The 20,464-nt window shown below is 66.7% G+C and carries 20 protein-coding genes; 5 read left to right on the top strand and 15 right to left on the bottom strand.

Annotated features, from left to right (window positions below; all coding sequences use genetic code 11):
• Positions 1-179: 179 nt before the first annotated feature.
• Positions 180-422, bottom strand: coding sequence for a hypothetical protein (locus ACOYR4_RS01170; RefSeq protein ID WP_422849707.1), 243 nt, complete (start codon positions 420-422; stop codon positions 180-182).
• Between the two features lie 333 nt (positions 423-755).
• Positions 756-1,928 carry a 4-hydroxybenzoate 3-monooxygenase gene (pobA, locus tag ACOYR4_RS01165; RefSeq protein WP_422848372.1) on the bottom strand — a complete coding sequence of 391 codons (1,173 nt, stop codon included), beginning with the start codon at positions 1,926-1,928 and terminating at the stop codon, positions 756-758.
• A gap of 103 nt (positions 1,929-2,031) precedes the next feature.
• Here pobA and ACOYR4_RS01160 point away from each other — a divergent pair, with 103 nt between their 5' ends.
• From ACOYR4_RS01160 to ACOYR4_RS01150, 3 genes are all read left to right on the top strand, one after another.
• A complete protein-coding gene (locus ACOYR4_RS01160) occupies positions 2,032-2,913 on the top strand; it encodes a helix-turn-helix domain-containing protein (protein ID WP_422848371.1) in 882 nt (293 codons plus the stop codon).
• A 99-nt stretch (positions 2,914-3,012) separates the two neighbouring features.
• Positions 3,013-3,390, top strand: a complete 378-nt coding sequence (locus tag ACOYR4_RS01155) for a VOC family protein (protein ID WP_121941670.1) — start codon at positions 3,013-3,015, stop codon at positions 3,388-3,390.
• Positions 3,391-3,427: 37 nt separating this feature from the next.
• Positions 3,428-3,856 carry a VOC family protein gene (locus tag ACOYR4_RS01150; protein ID WP_309827466.1) on the top strand — a complete coding sequence of 143 codons (429 nt, stop codon included), beginning with the start codon at positions 3,428-3,430 and terminating at the stop codon, positions 3,854-3,856.
• 8 nt (positions 3,857-3,864) lie between these two features.
• On the opposite strand, the gene ACOYR4_RS01145 is transcribed toward ACOYR4_RS01150, so the two are convergent.
• Positions 3,865-4,314 (bottom strand): Lrp/AsnC family transcriptional regulator, encoded by a 450-nt coding sequence (locus tag ACOYR4_RS01145; protein WP_015012065.1) that lies wholly within the window; start codon positions 4,312-4,314, stop codon positions 3,865-3,867.
• Positions 4,315-4,415: 101 nt separating this feature from the next.
• On the opposite strand from ACOYR4_RS01145, the gene ACOYR4_RS01140 reads away from it, so the two are divergent.
• Both ACOYR4_RS01140 and ACOYR4_RS01135 read left to right on the top strand, forming a co-directional pair.
• Positions 4,416-5,036, top strand: coding sequence for a LysE family translocator (locus tag ACOYR4_RS01140; RefSeq protein WP_422848370.1), 621 nt, complete (start codon positions 4,416-4,418; stop codon positions 5,034-5,036).
• 100 nt (positions 5,037-5,136) lie between these two features.
• A complete protein-coding gene (locus tag ACOYR4_RS01135; protein WP_422848369.1) occupies positions 5,137-5,676 on the top strand; it encodes an EVE domain-containing protein in 540 nt (179 codons plus the stop codon).
• 428 nt (positions 5,677-6,104) lie between these two features.
• Here ACOYR4_RS01135 and ACOYR4_RS01130 read toward each other — a convergent pair whose 3' ends face one another.
• The 12 genes from ACOYR4_RS01130 to ACOYR4_RS01075 form a co-directional block, all read right to left on the bottom strand.
• Entirely contained in the window at positions 6,105-6,803 is a 699-nt protein-coding gene (locus ACOYR4_RS01130) for a hypothetical protein (RefSeq protein ID WP_422848368.1), read from the bottom strand.
• A 174-nt stretch (positions 6,804-6,977) separates the two neighbouring features.
• Positions 6,978-10,721: a molybdopterin cofactor-binding domain-containing protein gene (locus ACOYR4_RS01125; RefSeq protein ID WP_422848367.1), complete on the bottom strand. Its 3,744-nt coding sequence runs from the start codon at positions 10,719-10,721 to the stop codon at positions 6,978-6,980.
• Complete coding sequence (locus ACOYR4_RS01120; RefSeq protein WP_422848366.1) at positions 10,718-11,224, bottom strand: (2Fe-2S)-binding protein; 507 nt, start codon at positions 11,222-11,224, stop codon at positions 10,718-10,720. Before ACOYR4_RS01120 ends, ACOYR4_RS01125 begins: the two co-directional genes overlap by 4 nt.
• 21 nt (positions 11,225-11,245) lie before the next feature.
• The gene (locus tag ACOYR4_RS01115) at positions 11,246-12,418 is read right to left on the bottom strand and encodes an ABC transporter substrate-binding protein (RefSeq protein ID WP_422848365.1); all 1,173 of its coding nucleotides are present in this window, start codon (positions 12,416-12,418) and stop codon (positions 11,246-11,248) included.
• Positions 12,419-12,538: 120 nt separating this feature from the next.
• Positions 12,539-13,264 (bottom strand): bifunctional nicotinamidase/pyrazinamidase, encoded by a 726-nt coding sequence (gene pncA, locus ACOYR4_RS01110; RefSeq protein WP_422848364.1) that lies wholly within the window; start codon positions 13,262-13,264, stop codon positions 12,539-12,541.
• Between the two features lie 75 nt (positions 13,265-13,339).
• A complete protein-coding gene (locus ACOYR4_RS01105) occupies positions 13,340-14,083 on the bottom strand; it encodes an ABC transporter ATP-binding protein (protein WP_422849612.1) in 744 nt (247 codons plus the stop codon).
• A 2-nt stretch (positions 14,084-14,085) separates the two neighbouring features.
• Positions 14,086-14,868, bottom strand: a complete 783-nt coding sequence (locus tag ACOYR4_RS01100; protein ID WP_422848363.1) for an ABC transporter ATP-binding protein — start codon at positions 14,866-14,868, stop codon at positions 14,086-14,088.
• The gene (locus ACOYR4_RS01095) at positions 14,865-16,772 is read right to left on the bottom strand and encodes an ABC transporter permease (protein WP_422848362.1); all 1,908 of its coding nucleotides are present in this window, start codon (positions 16,770-16,772) and stop codon (positions 14,865-14,867) included. The genes ACOYR4_RS01100 and ACOYR4_RS01095 overlap by 4 nt, the downstream gene beginning before the upstream one ends.
• 167 nt (positions 16,773-16,939) lie before the next feature.
• On the bottom strand, positions 16,940-18,151 hold the full coding sequence (locus tag ACOYR4_RS01090; RefSeq protein WP_015012054.1) for an ABC transporter substrate-binding protein: 1,212 nt from the start codon (positions 18,149-18,151) through the stop codon (positions 16,940-16,942).
• Between the two features lie 80 nt (positions 18,152-18,231).
• A complete protein-coding gene (locus ACOYR4_RS01085) occupies positions 18,232-18,816 on the bottom strand; it encodes an amino acid synthesis family protein (protein WP_422848361.1) in 585 nt (194 codons plus the stop codon).
• 55 nt (positions 18,817-18,871) lie between these two features.
• Entirely contained in the window at positions 18,872-19,513 is a 642-nt protein-coding gene (locus ACOYR4_RS01080; protein WP_110960508.1) for an amino acid synthesis family protein, read from the bottom strand.
• Positions 19,514-19,534: 21 nt separating this feature from the next.
• On the bottom strand, positions 19,535-20,455 hold the full coding sequence (locus tag ACOYR4_RS01075) for a UPF0280 family protein (RefSeq protein WP_422848360.1): 921 nt from the start codon (positions 20,453-20,455) through the stop codon (positions 19,535-19,537).
• Positions 20,456-20,464: the final 9 nt, after the last annotated feature.

The raw sequence follows: 20,464 nt of genomic DNA, 5'->3' as shown, positions 1-20,464 counted from the left end.
GTAGCCGAGCTGCCCGACTGAACGACCGCTAGCAGGGGTACATAGGGGGACCGGTACGGTCACATGAAAAGGCTTCCTGCAGCTTCTGGTCGTTGGCATAGCAACTCTAGGAAAGTGTGCAGCGTAGTCGTCACCTTCCAGGGGAAGCGCCGGGCCTATGAACGCGGAGCATTGCCTACCTATTCCGAAGCGCCCGGCGTGCGGTCAGTTGGCGTCTGCAATCTGCTCGCTTCTTCTTTCGCCTTCTTCCCTTGGTCGTGATGCCACTTGATGGCGTAGAACATGCAGGTGCCAAACACGAACACCTTGAAGGTGATGAAGACTATCGGGACCCAATCCATTTGTGATGGCTTTCCTGGTTGCTGATGGGCACCCACTACCGTCAAGTGCAGTGCCTCAAAGCGCTGCGTCAGCAGCTTCATCGTGTTCAAGCCATCGTCGAATTGCACATCGACAGCACGGGGCCAATGATCTGAAAACTTGGTGCGATGCTATCGTGCCCGCTGTGCGGGCGTAAGCATCAGTTCTGCCTAAATTTTGCGTAGCAGATGGCAATTGCCGTGCAGGGCGGCTGCATGGAAATCGGCGTTGTCATGGTGCCCGCAGGGGGCCGCAATGGGCAGGCCGTGGGGCGCGCCGCGTGAGCAGACGGAGCGTCACTTGCACACAACGCCGACCGGTCACAAACAAAAAAGGCCTGCATAAGAGAACCCCATGCAGGCCTTGGATGGGGTGGCGGTGCTACTGCCACGTGCTCAGAACGGCAATCCCACGTAGTTCTCCGCCAACGACCCGAGCGCTTTTTCAGACGAGAACAGATACGCCAGGTCCGTGTCCTGCAGCTTCTGGTCGTAGGCCAGCGAGTCGGGGAAGGTGTGCAGCATGGTCGTCATCCACCACGAGAAGCGCTGGGCCTTCCACACGCGGGCCAGGGCCTTTTCGGAGTATTTGTCGAGGCCGGTGCTATCGCCATCCTTGTAGTGCGCGACCATGGCGTGGTACAGGTAGTAGATGTCGGATGCGGCGCTGTTCAGGCCGCGTGCGCCGGTGGGCGGCACGATGTGGGCGGCGTCGCCGGCCAGGAACAGGTTGCCGTAGCGCATGGGCTCGGCCACGAAGGAGCGCAGGGGGGCGATGGACTTCTCGATGGAGGGGCCGGTGATGAGCTTCGCGGCCACTTCGGCGGGCAGGCGGCGTTTCAGCTCGGCCCAGAAGGCTTCGTCGGACCAGTCTTCCACGTTGTCGGTCAGCGGCACCTGGATGTAGTAGCGGCTCAGCACCTGCGAGCGCAGCGAGCACAGGGCAAAACCGCGTTCGTGCTTGGCGTAGATCAGCTCGGGCGAGACGGGCTTGGTGCGAGAGAGCACGCCCAGCCAGCCGAAGGGGTAGACCTTTTCATACTCCATGAGCACGTCGCGCGGGATGGACTTGCGGCTCACGCCGTGGAAGCCGTCGGCGCCGATGACGAAGTCGCAGTCGATGCGCACCACCTCGTCGCCGTTGCGGTAGGTCACGTACGGGTTGGCGCTTTTCAGGTCGTGGGGCTGCACGTCTTCGGCGTTGTGGATGACGATGCCCTTCATGCGGTCGCGCGCTTCGTACAGGTCGCGCGTCAGCTCGGTCTGGCCGTAGACGACCACCGAGCTGCCACCGCTGTACTTGTGCAAATCGACCCGGTCCATTTTGCCGTCGTGGGCAATGATGAAGCCGTCGTGGATCTCGCCTTCCTTGTCCATGCGCTCGCCGCACTGGGCCTCGCGCATCAACGCAGCAAAGCCGTGCTCCAGCACGCCTGCGCGTATGCGGCCCAGCACGTATTCGCGGCTTTGGCGCTCCAGCACGATGGTGTCGATGCCCTTGAGGTGCAAGAGCTGCGAGAGCATGAGGCCCGAGGGGCCTCCGCCGATGATGCAAACCTGGGTTTTCATGGATGTCTCCTTGCGTGTGGGGTGGTTCATGACCTTGATCAAACGGGCCTGGTAAAGATACGTGGCACAGTCGCCGGCTTGAATGGGCAAATTGATCCAGAACATGCACTTTTCGAACATCGATGGCATCCGCTCGTACAGCCTGTTTGGCGAGTCGCAGCACCTGCCCGATGTGCTGCACTGCGAGACGATTGCCGAGCGGTCGGCACTGCACGACTGGGAGCTGGCGCCGCACCGGCACCAGCGGCTGCACCAGGTGCTGCTGATCACCTCGGGCGGGGGCGTGGCGCACCTGGATGGCGAGCGGGTGCCGCTGTTTGCCGGCGCGCTCATCAACGTGCCGCAGGGGCATGTGCACGCGTTTCGCTTTACGCAGCACACGCAGGGCTGGGTGGCCACGCTGGCCGATGAACTGATGGACGAGATTTTTGTGCGCGTGGGCGATGTGCGGCGCGACCTGGCGCGGCCCGCCGTGGCGCCTGCGCCGCCACAGCTGCACCAGGCCATGGGCCAGGTCTGGCAAGAGTTCTCGGGCCGCGCCAAGGCGCGTGCGCTGGTGCTGCGGGGCCTGAGCGCCACGCTGCTGGGCTGGGTAGCGCGCGCGATGGAAGACCACAGCCCGGACGACACCCACGCGCCAGAGTCCAGCCTGGTGCAGCGGCTGGAGGCGCTGATCGAGGCGCATTTTCTGGAGCACTGGCAGGTGGCCGACTACGCGCGGGCGCTGGCCGTGTCGCCCACGCACCTGAGCCGCGTGGCGCGTGCTGCCACGGGCGTGTCGGCCCAGCGGCTGATTGAGGCGCGCCTGATGCGCGAGGCGCGGCGCAACCTGGCCTACACCCACCTGGGCGTGGCCACCATTGCCTACACGCTGGGCTATGCCGACCCGGCGTACTTCACCCGCGCCTTCACGCGCGATGCGGGGCTATCGCCGCGTGCGTTTCGGGCGCAGGTGGCGGCGTCGGCGCCCGCACAGGCGGTGTGATGCAGCGTGACAGGCTGCTGACACGCCGCTGTCAGCAGCCCCCGCTCACCATCGGGGCTTCTTTCTTTCCATCACCCATTGAACGACAAGGAGCCTTTCATGAAAAACGCCATCGCCTGGTTTGAAATCCCCACCACCCAGCTGGACCGCGCCCAGGCCTTTTACGAGGCCGTGCTGGGCCAGCCCATGCGCCGCGAGAACATGGGCCCGAGCGAAGGCGCCGTGTTTGCCTACGACCCCGAGGCCGATGGCGCGGGCGGTGCGCTGATGATGGGCCCCACGGCGCCCCAGGTGTCGGGCAGCGGCACGCTGGTGTACCTGGACGCATCGCCCTCGCTCGATGCTGCGCTGGACCGCGCGGTGGCCCAAGGCGGCCGCGTGGCCCTGCCGCGCCAGGCGCTGCCACCGGGCATGGGGTTCTTTGCGCACATCCATGACCTGGATGGCAACCGTGTCGGGCTGCATGCGCCCGATTGAGACCTGGCACCGAACCCTCTCACCGAAAGGAGACCCCATGGAAACACAGGAACTGCACCGAGGCCGGCTGATCGACCACATTCAGCTCGTGGTGCGCGACCTCGCCGCCAGTCGCAGCTTCTACACGGCCGTGTTCGACGCACTGAACGTGCCCATGGGCGGCACGGCCGAGGACTACTTCTGGGCGGATGAGCTGTTTGTCTCCACCGCCGACAGCGTGGCCGCACAGGGGCACCTGACAGGCCGCACGCACCTGGCGTTTCAGACGCAGGACCGGGCGATGGTGGATGCCTTCTACAAGGCGGCCCTGGCCCATGGCGGCAAGGACAACGGCGCACCGGGTGAGCGCGCCTACCACCCCGGCTACTACGCCGCGTTTGTGCTGGACCCGGACGGCAACAACATCGAGGCCGTGTTCCATGGCGACGCGCAGCGCAGTGCGGCGTCGGTGAAGATCACGTTCTGAAGTGTGGGTCAGCCCGCCTCCGGCCGGGCCAGTCCACGCAGCGGGATGGGCGTGGAGAACACGATGGACGTGCGCGTTTCGCCATAGCCGTTGATGTCGCCCAAGAAGCGCTCCAGATCGGGCAGGTCGCGCGCCACGACCTGCATCACATACGAGTCGTTGCCGCTCACGTGGTGGCATTCGAGCACCTGGGGCGACTGGCGCAGCTTGTCGATCAGCGCCTTCTTGCCGGGCTGCGGCACGTTGATGCCCACCACGGCGCGCACGCCGTAGCCGACCTTGGCGGGGTCGATGTCGGCATGCACGCCGCGCACCACGCCCGCCTCTTGCAGGCGGCGCAGGCGCTCCAGCGTGGCGGGCACCGACAGGCCCACGGCCTCGGCCAGTTCCTTGAGCGAGGCGCGGCCATCGGCCTGCAGCGCGCTGATCAGGCGCCAGGCTTTGTCATCGACTTCCATAAAAGCCTTTATCGGTTGGCACAGAAAAAACCGAAACCAATTTCTGGATTCGCCGAATTTCCTGCATTCTCCACCGCCAGCCACCGCCCTAGCATTGGTGCATGGACTTCACCTCACTCACCGTGTTTCTGCAAGCCGCCGTCATCGGCGTGCTCATCGCGGCCCCTGTGGGCCCCATTGGCCTGCTGACGATGCAACGCACCCTGGAGCGGGGCCTGGCGGCCGGGCTGGCCACGGGCCTGGGCGCCGCTGCGGCCGATGCGGTGTATGGCGCCGTGGGCGCCTTCAGCGTGCGCTGGCTGATCGACGGGCTGACCCAGGCCAAGACGCCACTGGCGCTGGGCGGCGGCGCACTGCTGCTGGTGCTGGCGTGGCGCACCTGGCACGCGCCAGTGGACCACAACGCCGCACCAGCACGCGACGCGCGCGGCCTGCTGGGCCTGGCGGCCGGCACGTTTGCGCTGACGCTGGCCAACCCGGCCACCATCGTGTCGTTCATTGCGGTGTTTGGCTCGCTGGGCGGCGGCCGGCCCAGCCTGCCGTCGCCGCTGTGGATGGTGGCAGGTGTGCTGGTGGGCTCTGCCGCCTGGTGGCTGCTGCTGACCAGTGCGATTGCCTACCAGCGGCAGCGCTTTACGCCCGCCTGGCGCCTGCGCATCAACCGGGCGTCGGCCCTGCTGCTGGGCGGGTTTGCGCTGTGGCAGTGGGGGCAGCTGGTCTGAGGCGTTGCGCTGCGCACAGGGATGCTGCAAAGGTACTGACACTGCGGTGTCAGCAGCAGGCCCGCACCATCGGTGGCTTCTTTGACCAGGAGCTTTTCTCATGACCGACGCCCTGCTGCAACACCCCCTTTGGCCGGATGCCGAGCCTGCGCGCAACGACATACCTGTATCGGCAGCGACCTCTGCAGCCGCCACGCGCCGCAACTGGATCGCCGTGGCCTGCGCCCAGCACGCCCGCCGGGGCTGCGCCACGCCGGGCGCGGGCTACATGCAGGTGTGCCATGGCAAGGTGGCGCCGCTGCAGCGCATACGGCCCGGCGACCGTGTTGCGTACTACGCGCCCACGGTGACCATGGGCGGCAAGGACCGGCTGCAGGCGTTTGTTTCCATCGGCATCGTGTTGCCGGGCGCGCCGTATGCGTTTGATATGGGCGGCGGGTTTGTGCCCTCGCGGCGGGATGTGGCCTATGTGCCTGCGCGTGAGGCGGCAATTGCGCCGCTGCTGGACGATTTCGAGTTTGTGGACGACCGCCAGCGCTGGGGCAGCAAGTTCCGCTTTGGACTGTTTGCCATCAGCGACCACGACATGCGCCTGATTGCGCAGGCGATGCAGGCCGAGCCGCAATCACTACATTTTTGATAGCAACCCAGGCAATGGGCACTGGCGCATCCGGCCCCAAAGGCCCCAAACGGATTGCGAACGGCCCCGTGGAGCCCTAGAACAGCCCGCAGGCGGGCGTCAGCACACCGCCATCAGCGTGTCCACCACCCGGCGTTGGGCGGCAGTCAGGGCGGTATAGCCTTCACGCAGCAGTCGCAGCACGATCGCGTGGATTTCAATTTCGCTAGCGGGCATGGTCTTCTCCTTGAACGGCAACAGTGGGCGGCCGCCGCGTGGCTGGCCGATGACATGGGCGCCTGACACAACAAAAAAGAGCCGGGCGCCCGGGCCTGCCCCACCATGGACCAAGCCCCGATGCCACTGTGCCGAGATGGCAACGCAGGCGGTAGCGCGATAAACGGTGAAGTTCGCGGGCTTTTTGGCGCGCCGCCCTGCAGGCAAAACGCCTAAGGAGAGGTGGCCCCGGGCACGTAGGCGTCGATGACCGGCGGCTCGCTGTCCCCGGCTGCGGTGCGGGCCAGCTTGAACCAGGTCCAGGTCTCCACATCCGGTGCGTCGTAGCTGCCGTAAGACTGCCCGCCCCACGAAAAGTACGAGCCCTTGTTGCCCGTGGTGAGCGTGCGCTTGCCCACGGCCAAGCCGCCATCCTTGAGCAGGGCCAGCCTGAACCCCTGCAGCTTGCCAGAGGTTCCGGGCTCGTTGCCGGACGGCGCGGTCTGCGGAGCCAGGTCGAGCATGCCGGAGCTACAGCGGGCCTGTGCGCCGCTGTAGGTGACCAGGCTCCACTGCCGGGTGAGCGAGGTGCGCACGTTGCGCGCGCGGTTGACGGTGCGTGTGCGCAGCGTGGTTTCGCCGCGCTGCTGCTGCACCCAGACCTGCATCTCGGCCGAGCCGGTAAAAAACGGCAGGCTGCCCCGCACGCCACCGGGCTCCACCGGCGGCCAGGCGTACACCCCTTGCAGGGACGGGCAGCCAAACCAGCTGCTCTGCACGGGGCCAAACGCCGGGGGCGGCTTGGGCGACCCCTGCACCTCCGGCCCGCAGGCCGTGAGGGCCAGGCAACACAGGGCCAGCGTTGCGGCACCGCCGATGCGCTGCGCGCGCCGGTGCGGGGTGCGCAAGGCGCTGTGCGATGGCAAAGACATGGCAGGTGTCATGGTGTCTGGACGGTGGTGCAGCCCGATTGTCGGGCCGAACACTGCACCTGCGGTCGCTCTATTTTTGATAGCAGCTTGCGCATATTCCACTAGCGCCTCAGCACCAAAAGGCTCCAAAACCGTGTTGACGATCGCCCAGAGGGGGTCTGCGAGATCGCCAGGCTACGGATGCGCAGGCCCCGCCCGCACACGGGCCAGCGCCTCGGGCACATCGCGCCACGCCGGGCGGCCGGGGGCGTAGCGCTGGCGCATGTAGCCCGCCAGCTCGGTGATCTGCGCGTCGCTGAGCGCGTGGCCGAAGCCGGGCATGAAGCCGATGTCGCGCGCGGCGGGCTCGCGGATGCCGTGCACGATGACCTGCAGCAGGTTGTCGGGCCGGTCGCTGTGCAGATTGCTGTTGAGCGCCAGGGGCACGTTCACGCCCAGCAGCTTCGGGCCGTCGCCATCGTGGTGGCAGGCGGCGCAGGCACCGTCGAACAGGCGCTGGGCCTGGCCGGGCTGCGGGGCCAGCGCGGCGGCCTGGGTCACGGCGGTTTGCGCGCGGCGCTGCGGGTCAGACACGGGCTGTGTGGCTGGCTGGGTAGCAGCGTCTGTCGCGGTGAACGAGGCCAGGTAGCTTGCCATGGCGCGGATGTCGTCGTCAGGCAAATGCGCCAGCTCGCGCACCACGGGCGCCATGGGGCCAGAGGCGCTGCCGTGCTGCGGGCTGTGCCCGTGGCGCAGGTAGGCGTAGAACGCATCGGCCGTCCACGGCACGGGCGCTTTCGACAGGCCGGTGAGCGCAGGCGCCTCCCAGCCATCAATCATGGCGCCGGAGAGGAACGCCGCCCCGCCCTGTTCAGCCCCCAGCGCGTTGCGCGGCGTGTGGCAGGCGCCGCAGTGGCCCACGCCCTGCACCAGGTAAGCGCCCCGGTTCCATTCAGTTGGGCGGGTTGGGTCCGGCTTGAACGGCGTGGCGTCGTGGAACAGCGCGTTCCAGCCCGCCATGAGGGGGCGCACGCTGAAGGGGAAGGTCAGCTGGGTCTTCGGCACCTCGGCCCGCACTGCGGGCTGCGCCATCAGGTAGGCGTACAGCGCGGTCAGGTCATCGTCGCTCATCTTGGCGAACGACGTGTACGGGAACGCGGGGTACAGGTGTTTGCCATCGCGCGAGATGCCTTCGCGCATGGCGCGCTGGAAGGCGCTGAAGGACCACTGGCCGATGCCGGTCTCGGCGTCGGGCGTGAGGTTGGTGGTGTAGACCTTGCCGAATGGCGTTTCCATGGCGCGGCCGCCCGTGTTGGGCGTGCCGCCGGGGGCGGTGTGGCACACCGCGCAGTCACCCGCAGCGGCCAGCAGGCGGCCGCGTTCGATGGTGGCGGCGTTGTAGACCGACGCACCCGCCGTCTGCACCACGGGCGCGATGGAGGGGCGCCAGCCCAGCAGCGCGGCACCCATGGCGATGCCACCGGCGACGAGAGCCAGGGCGCGGGCCCAGGGGCTGCGTTTTGCAGGCCAGGTGGCGCTGGCGGGCACGGTGGGCGCGGGCAGCTCCAGCGTGGGCAAGACCTCGGCCTGCTCGGTCGGTGGGGTGCTGCCTGCAGTCGCCTCGCCTGCGCCGCTGGGCAAGGGGTTGAGCCCGGCACGCACCACCTCGGGCGTGAACGGCGGCGCGCGAAAGCGCACACCCGTCGCATCAAAAATCGCGTTGGCAATCGCTGCTGTGCCCGGCACGGACGAAGACTCACCCGAGCCCAGCGGCGCCTCGTCTTGCCGGGGCATGTGCATGACCTCGATGACCGGCACTTCGCGGAAGCTCAGGATGGGGTAGCTGCCCCATTCGCGGTTGTCCACGGCCTGCTTGACGGGCTCGAACGTCACCTGCTCCTTGAGCGCGCGGCTGGTGGTCTGCAGCACGTTGCCGTGCACCTGCTGCTCCACACCGGCGGGGTTGACCATCAGGCCCGCGTCGTGCCCCACGACCACGCGGCGCACATGCACCTCGCCGGTCTTTTTGTTGACCTCCACATCGGCCACCCATGCCGCCCAGGCGGCGCCAAAGCCGGGCCATTTGCTGTGGATGTAGCGGGCGTAGGCAAAGCCCTGCCCCTGCACCCAGTCACCCTCCAGCGGACGCTGCTGCGGGCCGGTGCGGCGAATCCAGCCCGCCTTTTCGGCCGTGGCCTGCACCAGTTCGGCGGCGCGCGGGTCGTTCAGCAGCTGCAGGCGAAACTGCACCGGGTCCACACCCGCCGCCGTGGCCAGTTCGTCCACATACGATTCGTGCGCAAACGAATTGGGCAGTGCCGACACGCCCCGCAGCCACGACGCGCGCACGATGGGCGGCATGTCGTTGACGGCCACGCGCAGGTTGTCGTACTGGTAGGGCGGGCGCGCGGTGCGGTCGCCCATCTCATAGGCCTGGGCCACGGGCTCGATGGTGCGGGTGAGCAGCAGGGCCAGCGTTGGCGCGCCGTTGGAGGGGTAGGACGTTTCGAAGTCGTACGCCGCCACGGTGCCATCGGCCTTGAGGCCGCCGCGCACCTGCATGAGCTGGGCTGTGCCCTTGGGCTCCCACAAATGCTCTTGCTCGCGCGTGAGCTGCACGCGCACCGGGGCGCCCAAGGCGCGCGAGAGCAGTGCCGCATCGGCCGCTACATCGTCGGCACCGTTGCGGCCATAGCAGCCTGCGGCCTCCATGCGGATGAGGTCGATGTCCACATCGGCCAGGCCCATCAGGCGGGCCAGGTCGGCGCGCAGCACATGGGGGTTCTGCGTGCCCGCCCACACCGCCATGCGCGGGCGGCCTGTGCTGTCATCACTGCGCCATTCGGCCACCGCGCACGACGGGCCGATGGAGCCATGCATCTGGTACGGCCACACATAGGTGCGTGGCATGGGCTGGCCGTTGGCAGACAGCGCGGCCAGGGCGCCATCCACATCGCCCTCGTCCACCAGGCGGCGCTGCGTGGCGGGGTTGGCGCGGATGGCCTGTTCCAGCGCCTCGGCGCTGTCCTGGCGCGGAAAGCCGGGCCAGTCCTTCCAGCGCACCTTCAGGTCGCGCAGCGCTTGCTCGGCCTGTTCCTCGCGCTCGGCGACGATTCCCACAAAGTCGCGGATCACCACCACGGCGCGGATGCCGGGGATATGGGCGATGGACTGCTGGTCCACCGATTCGAGCGTGTTACCGATGAAGTCGCCATGGTCGGCCCCCGCATACGGCGGGCGCACCACGCGGCCGTGCAGCATGCCGGGCACGCGCATGTCGTGCACAAACACCAGCTCGCCACTGACCTTGGCGGGGATGTCCACGCGTGGCACGGACTGGCCGACCACGGTGTAATCGGCGGCGGCCTTGGTGGGTGTGGCGTCCACCAGCTCCAGCGTGGTGTGCGCGCCCGCCAGCAGCGCGCCGTAGGCCACTTGGCGCGACGGGTCTGCAGTGACCTGCACCACCCCGGCGCGCACCTGCAGTGCCTCCACCGGCACGCCCAGCCGCTCTGCGGCCTGCGCCACCAGCCAGTGGCGCGCCTGCGCGGCAGCGGTGCGCAGGGGCTTGGCGTGGATCTGGATGGACGCACTCGCAATAGTGGCGCCCTGGTTGGGCGCGCGCGTGGTGTCGCCCAGCACCATGTTCACCTGCGCCAAGGGCACATCCAGCTCTTCGGCCACGATCTGCGCGAGTGCGGTGCGGATGCCGGTGCCCAGGTCCACATGGCCGTTGAGTGCGGTCACGCTGCCGTCGTCCCACACGGCGATCAGTATCTCCACGCCCTCGGCCGGGTTGCCCGCCACGAGCGCGGGCTGGCCCTTGACGGGCGGTGGCGCGGGCGGCGGGTTGCGCACCACCAGCAGCACGCCCTGGGCGGCATGGAAGTCGGCGCGGGTGAGCGGGCTGTGGGCGCGCAGGGATGGAGGCGTGTTCATGCCTGGGCCTCGCGCATCAGCTGGGCCGCGCGCAGCACGGCGCGGATGATTTCGACATGCGTGCCGCAGCGGCACAGGTTGCCCGACAGCTCGCGGCGCACGGCTGCTTCGTCGGGGTCAGGATTGCGCTCCAGCAAGGCCACGGCCATCATCACCATGCCGTTGAGGCAATAGCCGCATTGCGCGGCCTGCTCATCCACAAAGGCCTGCTGTACCGGGTGAAGTCCTGCGGTGCTGCGGCAGCGCGCCGGCAACCCTTCCAGCGTGGTCACTTCGCGGCCCGCCACGCCGTGCGCCGGAATCACGCAGGCCCGCGCGGCAACGCCATCCAACAGCACCGTGCAGGCACCACACTGCCCCAGGCCGCAGCCGTACTTGGGGCCGTTGAGCGACAGGTCGTTGCGCAGCACGTGCAGCAGCGTGGCGCTGGCCAAGGTGCTCTGCGGCAGGGCCAACGGCTGGCCATTGACGACGACCGGGGAGGGTGAAGCGGGCGGGTGCATGTCTCGGTGGGTTGTTCTCAGTCAGCGTCGCAGCGACCCGCTGCGCGTGTACATCTCCAGGTCCACAAAGTTGGAGCCATTGTGGTTGTTCGGGCCGTAGACCAGCGGAAAGTCGCCGATCTTGGTGGTGCCCATGTCTTCCATGGCCTTGATGAAACCTTCGCGCGTGAGCGCTTTGCCTGCGCGTTTGACACCTTCCACAAACACACGCGCGGCGATGTAGCCCTCCAGCATGGTGTAGCTGTCGATCTTCTCGCCCGCGTCCGCGCGGTCCTTGCGGTAGTCGGCCACGATGGCCAGACGGCTGGCCTGCGGCGAGGGCACGATGCTGGCCGTGACCAGGCCTTCGATGCCGCCGTTCAGGCGCTGCGCAGAGCCCGGTGCATCGGTGATGCCCACCGAGATGGTGTACAGCGGCGAGGCTGCGCCTGCGGCCCGGTAATCGCGCAAGAACACCTCCACCATCTTGCCCGCCATGATCATCACCACCGCGCCCGGCTGGGCCTTGGTGAGCTGCGCGACCTGGGGCTTGGCGTCGGTCGCGGCGATCTCCATCGGCACGGAATCGACCACCTTGACCTTCAGGCCCTGGGCGATCTGCAGGCAGGTGTCGAGGTTGGATTTACCGAACGCGCTGTTCTGGTAGATGACGGCGATGTTGTTGATGCCCAGCGTGGCGAGGTGGCCCACGATCTTGCGCAGCTCGGTCTCGTAGCTGGCGCGCACATGGAACAGGTAGCGGTTGTGCGTGGTGCGGAACGACGTGGTGCCCACCAGCGGCGCGAACATGGGTACGCCCGCCTTTTCGGCCAGGGGCATGGCGGCGATGAGATTGCCGGTGGCCACGTAGCCGATCAGGGCGAAGACCTTGTCTTCGTCAATGAGCTTGGCCGTGTTTTCGGCCGTCTTCTTGGGCTCGTAGGCATCGTCGTGCGACACCAGCTCCAGCGTGCGCCCGTTCACGCCGCCGGTCTTGTTGACCTTGTCGAACGCCAGCGCAATGCCAGCCTTGTAGTCCACCCCAAAATCCTTGGCCGGGCCGGTGAACACGGCCGACTGCCCTACCTTGATGCGGGCGTCTGTCACCCCGGTCTCGGCGGCTGCCGGGCCTGCGGCCCCCAGAGCAGCGGCAGCCAGGGTTGTCAGCATCACACGGCGGTCGATGCCCCCCTCCTCCATCCCACGAAATTTCATGAAACGCTCCTTACATCAAGTGCGCAAGTTTCCCTGCAAGCGGAGCGGCTGCGCAACCATTTCTGCGGGGTGTTGTGAATCCGTCAAACCCCGGCGCCGAAGCACCGGGGCGGTGCGCCGTCAGGCGACATCGATGTCGCTGGACTGGATGCGTTTGACACCCTTGGCCTTCATGTTTTTCCAGGCCGCGTCGAGCGATCCGTTGAGGTCGATGGCGCGGGTCGCATCTTCGACCACATAGGTTTCGAAGCCCAGGCGTTTGGCGTCCAGCGCCGTCCACGCCACGCAGAAGTCGGTGGCCAGGCCGGTGACAAATACGGTCTTGATGCCACGCTGCTTGAGGTAGCCCGCCAGGCCGGTGGAGGTCTTGCGGTCGGCCTCTTCAAAGGCCGAGTAGCTGTCCACATGCTGGTGAAAGCCCTTGCGCAGGATCACCTGGGCCTTGGGCACCTGGAGGTCCTTGTGCAGGGCGGCATCGTCGGTGCCCTGCACGCAATGGTCGGGCCACAGCACCTGCTGGCCGTAACTCAGCTGGGTGGTTTCAAACGGCTTCTTGCCCGCGTGAGCACTGGCAAAAGAGGCGTGGCCCTGGGTGTGCCAGTCCTGCGTGACCACCACGTTTTCAAACGCTGTGGCAATGCGGTTGATGACGGGCACCACCTCATCCCCCTTGGCCACGGGCAGCGTGCCGCCGGGGATAAAACAGTTCTGCACATCGACCACGATGAGCGCCGCTCGCTCACCGGGTTTGATCTTGCCTGCCGCCCAGCTGGCGGGGAAGCTGGCTCCGGCCACGGTAAGCGCGGCCGATTGAAGAAGAAAGCGACGACGTTGCGCAGTTTGCATGGTGAACACTCCGGTTGGGAACGCACTGACACATCGGCCATGGCCCGGTAGGGCCAGGGCCGGGGAACTTCTGCTTCACACGCTGAGGTAGGCGCGCCGCACCTCTTCGTTGGCGGCCAGCTCTTCCATGCTGGCCTGGTAACGGATCTGACCCTTTTCGAGCACGTAGGCGCGGTCGGAGACCAGCTCGGCAAAGTGCATGTTCTGCTCGGACAACAGGATGCTCACGCCCTGCTCTTTCAGCTCCAGGATCATGTGCGCCATCTGCTCCACGATGACGGGCGCCACACCTTCGGAGGGTTCGTCGAGCAGCACCAGATACGGGTTGCCCATGAGCGTGCGAGCCACGGTGAGCATCTGCTGCTCGCCGCCGCTCATGCGGCCGCCGGGGCGCTGGGGCATCTCGCCCAGGTTGGGGAAAAGCTTGAACAGGCGCTCGGGCGTCCACACCGGGGCAGCCGTGCCGTCGGGCCAGGTGCGGGCGGGCTGGCGGCCCACTTCCAGGTTCTCCATCACCGTGAGGTCGGTGAACACGCGGCGGTCTTCGGGCACAAAGCCCAGGCCCAGGCGCGCGGCGCCGTGCGGGTCGCTTTTGGAGATGTCGCGGCCCATGAACTGGATGCTGCCCTTGCGCTTGGCCAGCATGCCCATCAGCGTCTTGAGCGTGGTGGACTTGCCTGCGCCGTTGCGGCCCATCAGGGCCACGACTTCGCCCCGGCGCACGTCCAGATCCACGTCGTACAGGATCTGCGCGGCACCGTACCAGGCCTGCAGGCCCTTGGCCTGGAGCAGCAGTTCTTTGGGGTTGTGGGTCGTCATGGTCATGCCGCCTCCGCATTGGCTGCGGCTTTCTTCTCAAACGTCTTGCCGGTGCCGAAGTAGACCTCCTGCACCTTGGGGTGGTCGCGCAGCTCCAGCGGCTTGCCCTCGGCAATCAGTCGCCCGCGCGCCAGCACGATCATGCGGTCGGCATAGGCAAACACCACGTCCATGCTGTGCTCGGTGAAGAGCACGGCCATGTGGCGGTCGATCACCAGCTGCTTGGTCAGCGCCATGAGTTCGTTGCGCTCCTTGGGCGCCATGCCGGCGGTGGGCTCGTCCATGAGCAGGAGCTTGGGCGAATTGGCCATGGCAATCGCCAGCTCCACACGCTTCACATCGCCATAGGCCAGCACGCTACAGGGCCGGTCGGCCTGCGACTTCATGCCCACTTGGTCGAGCAACGCCAGAGCGTCTTCGCGTTTGTGGTCGGCAGCCCTGCGCCATAGGGAGAACAGCAGACCGTCGTTGGAGATCAGTGCCATCTGCACGTTCTCCACCACCGTCAGCGACGCAAAGGTTTCGGCGATCTGAAAGGTGCGGCCCACCCCCATGCGCCAGATGTCGCGGGGCTTGCGGCCCACCAGCTCCTGGCCGTTGAGCTGGATGGAGCCTGCATCGGCAGGCAGCTGGCCGTTGACCATGTTGAAGGTGGTGGACTTGCCCGCGCCGTTGGGGCCAATCAGCGCCAGCAGCTCGCCAGCCGCCAGTTCGAAGTGGATGCCATCCACCGCCTTGACGCCGCCAAACGATTTGCCCAGACCGGTGACTTTGAGGAGGCTCATGCCGTGCCCTCCTTGGTGTTCTTGGCGTTGCGCATGTTGTCAAAAATCTGCTTGATGGTGCCCGCGATGCCCTGCGGAAACAGCAGCACCAGGATGAGGATGATGGCGCCCAGCATGGCACGCCAGTAGTCGGTGTTGCGTGCCACGGTGTCGTGCAGCCAGGTGAAGGTGACCGCGCCCACCACCGGGCCTGCCAGCGTCTGGATGCCGCCCAGCAGCACCATCACCAACCCATCCACCGATTTGCCCACGGACAGCGACTCTGGCGAAATGCTGCCCTTTGAGAACGCATACAGCGCCCCTGCCAGCCCTGCCGCCGTCCCCGCCACCACAAACGCTGCCCACTGCATGCGCTTGACGTCGATGCCAATGGCATCGGCCCGCAGCACAGAGTCGCGCCCCGCGCGCAGCGCATAGCCAAACGGCGAGAACAACACGCGGCGCAGCCACCACACCCCTGCCCCCACCAGTACCAGCGTGAGCCAGTAGTACATGCGCTTGTCTGCCAGCCAGGCCGCAGGCCACACGCCTGTGAGGCCGTTGCTGCCCCCCGTGAAGCTGTCCCACTGGTAGGTGATGGCCCAGGTGATCTGGGCGAAGGCCAGCGTCAGCATGGCCAGGTACACCCCCGACAGCCGCACTGCAAACCAGCCGTAGACAAACGCCCCGGCGGCGGCCACCAGCGGCGCCACCACCAGTGCGAGCTCCATGGGCAGCCCGAGCGAGCGCACCAACAGGGCCGCGCCATAGGCGCCCAGCCCGAAGTAGGCGGCATGGCCGAAGGAGTGCATGCCCGCAGGGCCCATGATGAAGTGAAGGCTGGCCGCAAACAGCGCTGCGATCAGCAGGTCGATCAGCAGCACCGTGGTGTACGGCGACTGCGCCGTGAGCACCGGTGCTGCTGCCAGCAGCAGGCCCAGCACGGCAGCCGCCACCAAGTAGGCCTTGCCTGGCCGACGCAGCGGCTCCTCCTGCATGCCCACGTAGCGGCTGGGTGCCTGCGGCCGGCCGAACAAGCCCCACGGGCGCCAGACCAGCACCACCGCCATCACCAGAAAATCCACCACCAGCGTCAGCTTGGAAAACGAAACACTGAGGCCGAACACATCGACCACACCCAGCCAGATGCAGATGGCCTTGATCTCGGAGATCAGCAGGGCTGCGGCGTACGCGCCCGGGATGGAACCCATGCCGCCCACCACCACCACCACGAAGGCGGCACCGATGGTGTGCAGGTCCATCTCCAGCGTGGCGGGCTCGCGCGGCAGCTGCAGTGCGCCACCCAGCCCTGCCAGCATCGCGCCCAGCGCGAACACGGCCGTGAACAACCAGGCCTGGTTGACGCCCAATGCGCTCACCATCTCGCGGTCTTGCGTGGCGGCGCGCACCAGCGTTCCAAACCGGGTGCGCGTGAGCAGCAGCCAGACGGCGCCCAGCACCAGCGGACCGACCACGATGAGGAACAGGTCGTAGCTGGGGAACTGCCGCCCCAGCAGGCTCACGGACCCCGACAGGCCCGGCGCGCGCGGGCCCAGCAGTTCGTCGGGGCCCCAAAGCCACAGCACCGCGTCCTTGATGACCAGCACCAGGGCAAACGTGGCCAGCAGCTGGAACAGCTCGGGCGCCTTGTAGATGCGGCGCAGCAGCACCACTTCGATCAGCGCCCCGAGCACGCCAACGATCAGCGCGGCCAGCGGCAAGGCCACCCAGAAGCCCAGGGCACCGCTCAAGCGCTCGACCAGCGAATACGCGACGTAGATGCCCACCATGAAGAACGAGCCATGGGCAAAGTTCACGATGCGCGTCACGCCAAAGATCAGCGACAGACCCGCCGCCACGAGGAACAGCGACGACGCGCTCGCCAACCCATTGATGAGCTGGACGATGAAACCCGAAAAACTCATGTTCGATACACCCTGTAGGGCCTGTTCACACCATTTTTTGCCAGCGCGAAGGCCGTGAAAGAAGCCGGCCGTACTCCAGCCAGCACCCGCAGAACCGGGCGGTGCCGGACTGCAGGTAGCGTCTGCGGGTACCGAGGCGCGGCAGACGCCTCAGAACTCAGAGGAAATCAATCAGCGCTTCGTGACTTCTTCACGTCGGCAGCGGACGGCTGGTACTTGGCATCGGCACCATCCAGGTAGACGTAGTCCACCATCACGCCCTTGCCACCCTCGTTCTTGGTGCGACCGACAAACGCGCCCATGGTGGCCTGGTGGTCTTCAGGACGGTAGGTGATCTTGCCGAACGGGGTGTCTACCTGCAGACCCTTGAAGGCTGCGACCAGCTTGTCGGTGTCGGTGCTCTTGGCCTTGGCAATACCGGCTGCGGCCGACTTGATCATGCTGTAGCCCACCACCGAACCCAGGCGCGGGTAGTCCTTGAACTTGGCCTGGTACGCCTGCTCGAACGCCTTGTGTGCGGGGGTGTTGATGCCGTACCAGGGATAGCCGGTCACCAGCCAGCCGTTGGGGGCCTCGTCTTTCAGGGGGTCCATGTATTCGGGCTCGCCCGTCAACACGCTGACCACCTCGATGCCCTTGAACAGGCCGCGCGTGTTGCCTTCGCGCACGAACTTCGACAAGTCCGCGCCAAACAGCACGTTGAAAACGGCGTCGGGCTTGGCATCGGACAGCGCTTGCACGACGCTGCCGGCGTCCACCCGGCCCAGTGGCGTGGCCTGTTCGGCCACAAACTCCACGTCGGGCTGGGCGGCCTTGAGCAGTTGCTTGAAGGCCGCCACCGCAGACTGCCCGTATTCGTAGTTGGGGTAGACCACCGCCCAGCGCTTTTTCTTCATCTTGGCGGCCTCAGGCACCAGCATGGCGGCCTGCATGTAGGTGCCGGGGCGCAGGCGGAAGGTGTATTGGTTGCCGCCTTGCCAAGTCATCTTGTCGGTCAGCGGTTCGCCTGCGAGAAAGAAGAACTTCTTCTGCTTGGCGAAGTCGGCCACCGCCAGGCCGGTGTTCGACAGGAAGGTGCCCGCCAGCACATCGACCTTCTCGCGCGACACCAGCTCTTCGGCCACGCGAACGGCGTCGCCGGGGTTGGCGTTGTCGTCGCGCGTGATCAGTTCGATCTTCTTGCCATTGACGCCGCCCGCAGCGTTGATCTCATCGACCGCCAGCTCCATGCCCTTCTTGTAGGGCTCCAGGAAAGCAGGTTGTGCCTTGTAGCTGTTGACCTCGCCAATCTTGATCACGCCCTGGGCAAACACAGGGGCCAGGGTGAGGGCCAATGCAGCCGCAGCCGTGGCACGCATGAGGTTTCGTCGCATCGTCATGGGGAGACTCCTGAAGGATGGTTGGAGAGAGATCGAACGGGGGTGAGACAGGACAGGTGTGTGTTGTACGCGCGCCGGGTTCAGCGCAGGCCGTCGACGCCTTTTATTTCAGAGGCCGTGAGGCCGCCGACACGTGGCAACGGCCGCCCGCTGTCGGTCACGACAACGGCCACCACGATTTCATTGGCCCGCGGGGCATCGGCTACACGGGCTTCCATGGCGTCGAAATGGCTGCGCACATAGGCGGCGTCCTTGTGGCCCAGGGGCACGTCGATGGCCGTGCCGAGGCCGCCCATCTTCTTGCTGGATGGGACCAACGCGGCACCCTTCTCGACAGCCACACGCAGGGGGGCACCCAGCTTGGGGTGGAGGATGGCGGCGGCGTGCTCCAGCTCGCCCGCCTCGCCCACGATGGCGGCCTTGCCGTAGCTCTGGGCCTGGCCGGGTTCAATGCCCAGGGCCTGCACGCAGCGAGCGCCCAGAAGGCCGCCCAGCTCCTCACCGATGGCGATGAGTTCATCGAGGTTCTCCACATAGCGGCCTGCGCAGGGGTTCTCGATCACGGCAATGGCCAGCGCTTTGCGCACCGGGGGCTGAACATCACGCCCCATTTCCACGCGGACTTCGTCGGTCTGGACGATGATCTTTCGAATCTTGGCTGGCATTTTTTGGCTCCTTGGGGTCTTGTCTTGTTCGAGGGTGTGCGGGCTGGCGTGCGGCTCAGCGCAGGCCGTTCCACTGGCTGATGTCTGCCGCCTTGAGCCCACCGACGCGAGCGTGGATGCGCGGGCCCGTGGTCATGGCGAGTATGAACACGATCTCATCGGCAGAGGGCGCGCCCGGAACACGCACTTCGATGGCGTCGAAATGGCTGCGCACATAACTGGCGTTGATATGGGTCAGGGGCACATCCAGCGCCGCACCGGGGCCGCCCACTTTCTTGGTGGAGGGCACGATGGACAGCGCGTTGGCGGGCTGCCCCGTCTTCTCCTCGGCCTGGCCCTTGGCGTAGGCGTTGCGGTCGCCCTTCCATCCCAGCAGCTCGCGCATCGCGTAGCCACCGGGCACATGCCACAGCGCGCCGTGTTCCAGCTCACCCGCCGCGCCCACAATGGCACCCTTGCCATAGGTCTCGATGCGCTCGGCCGGCACGCCCATGGCCTTCAGGAGGCGCTGGGCCATATCCAGCCCCACATCCTGCAGCGCGTCCATCATGGGGAGGATGTCGGGCTCGTACCGACCCGCAAACGGGTTGGTCAGCACCGCGCCGATGGCACCACGCAGCAGCGGCACATCGGCCACCGGCCCGAATTCGTGCCGGATTTCCTCAAGATGGGTAAAAACGCGTCGTATCTGGATCATTCTGGAGACCTGTGCAATTCGTTAAGCAAATACTGAACCAACTTCCGATTCCACCGCTGCATTCCGGGGCCACACCGCATCCGCCAGCGCCTGAGGCGCCGAGGTCGCCACAAACTGCCCCTGACAGGCCAGCAGTGCAAACCACAGCAGGCCGCTGGACTGCAATTCTTGCGCTTTTTGCAGCCCCTGGTGCAAGGCCCGGCCCACCAGCTCTTTGGGCAAGGCAGGGACATCCACGGTGACAGGAATGGCACCCAGGTCACTGTCGTCCCGCACCTGCCACGCTGGCCTCCGGACGATTCGCGCATCGGCCACATCCACCGCGTTGGCCACGATGGTTGCCGCTGCATCGGCCTGCGCCGCCGTGCGCGCCAGCACCGTCACGCTGTCGGCAATGCCGAGCGACTGGCTGCGCCCGCGCCAGCCGCTGGTGGCCACACCGCGCACCGGCATGGCGCTGTCGATGCGGATCTGCCCATCCAGCACCAGGCCGTTGCGCAACTGTGCAGCATTCAGTGCGGCGATGTCAGCGTACACCCCCACCGTGACCGACTGGCCCGGCGCCAGGTGCAGCGCAATGTCGCCGCCGTTGTTGACCCAGGCGCGGTCTATGCCCGGCTGTTCGTAGCAGGTCAGAATCTCCTGCGCCACCGCGCCCGCCACCGCCGCCATCGATGTGATGAAACCTGCGCGATAAGGGCTGCAGGCGGCCCACATGCGGCGCGCCACCACGCCCTGCAAGGCGCAACGCTCGCTCACCGGCGCCCGCAGGCCCGGGAGTTCATTCACCAGCTCCTGCAGTAGGCCTTCAAAACGCTGCCACGCGCGCTCATGCGCCAGGGCCACGACGTCGCGCGCCCCTTCGGCATGGAGGATGAGGTCCATCGGGCCATGCTGGAAATGCCAGCGGCCGTCGGACAGGAGCTTGCGGCAAGCGTTCACGGCACGGCT

The sequence above is a fragment of the Acidovorax sp. M14 genome, from assembly GCF_049331375.1.
Lineage (GTDB): Bacteria > Pseudomonadota > Gammaproteobacteria > Burkholderiales > Burkholderiaceae_C > Acidovorax.
The sequence above is the reverse complement of the archived record's forward strand: the minus strand, read 5'-3'. Positions and strand labels throughout refer to the sequence as shown.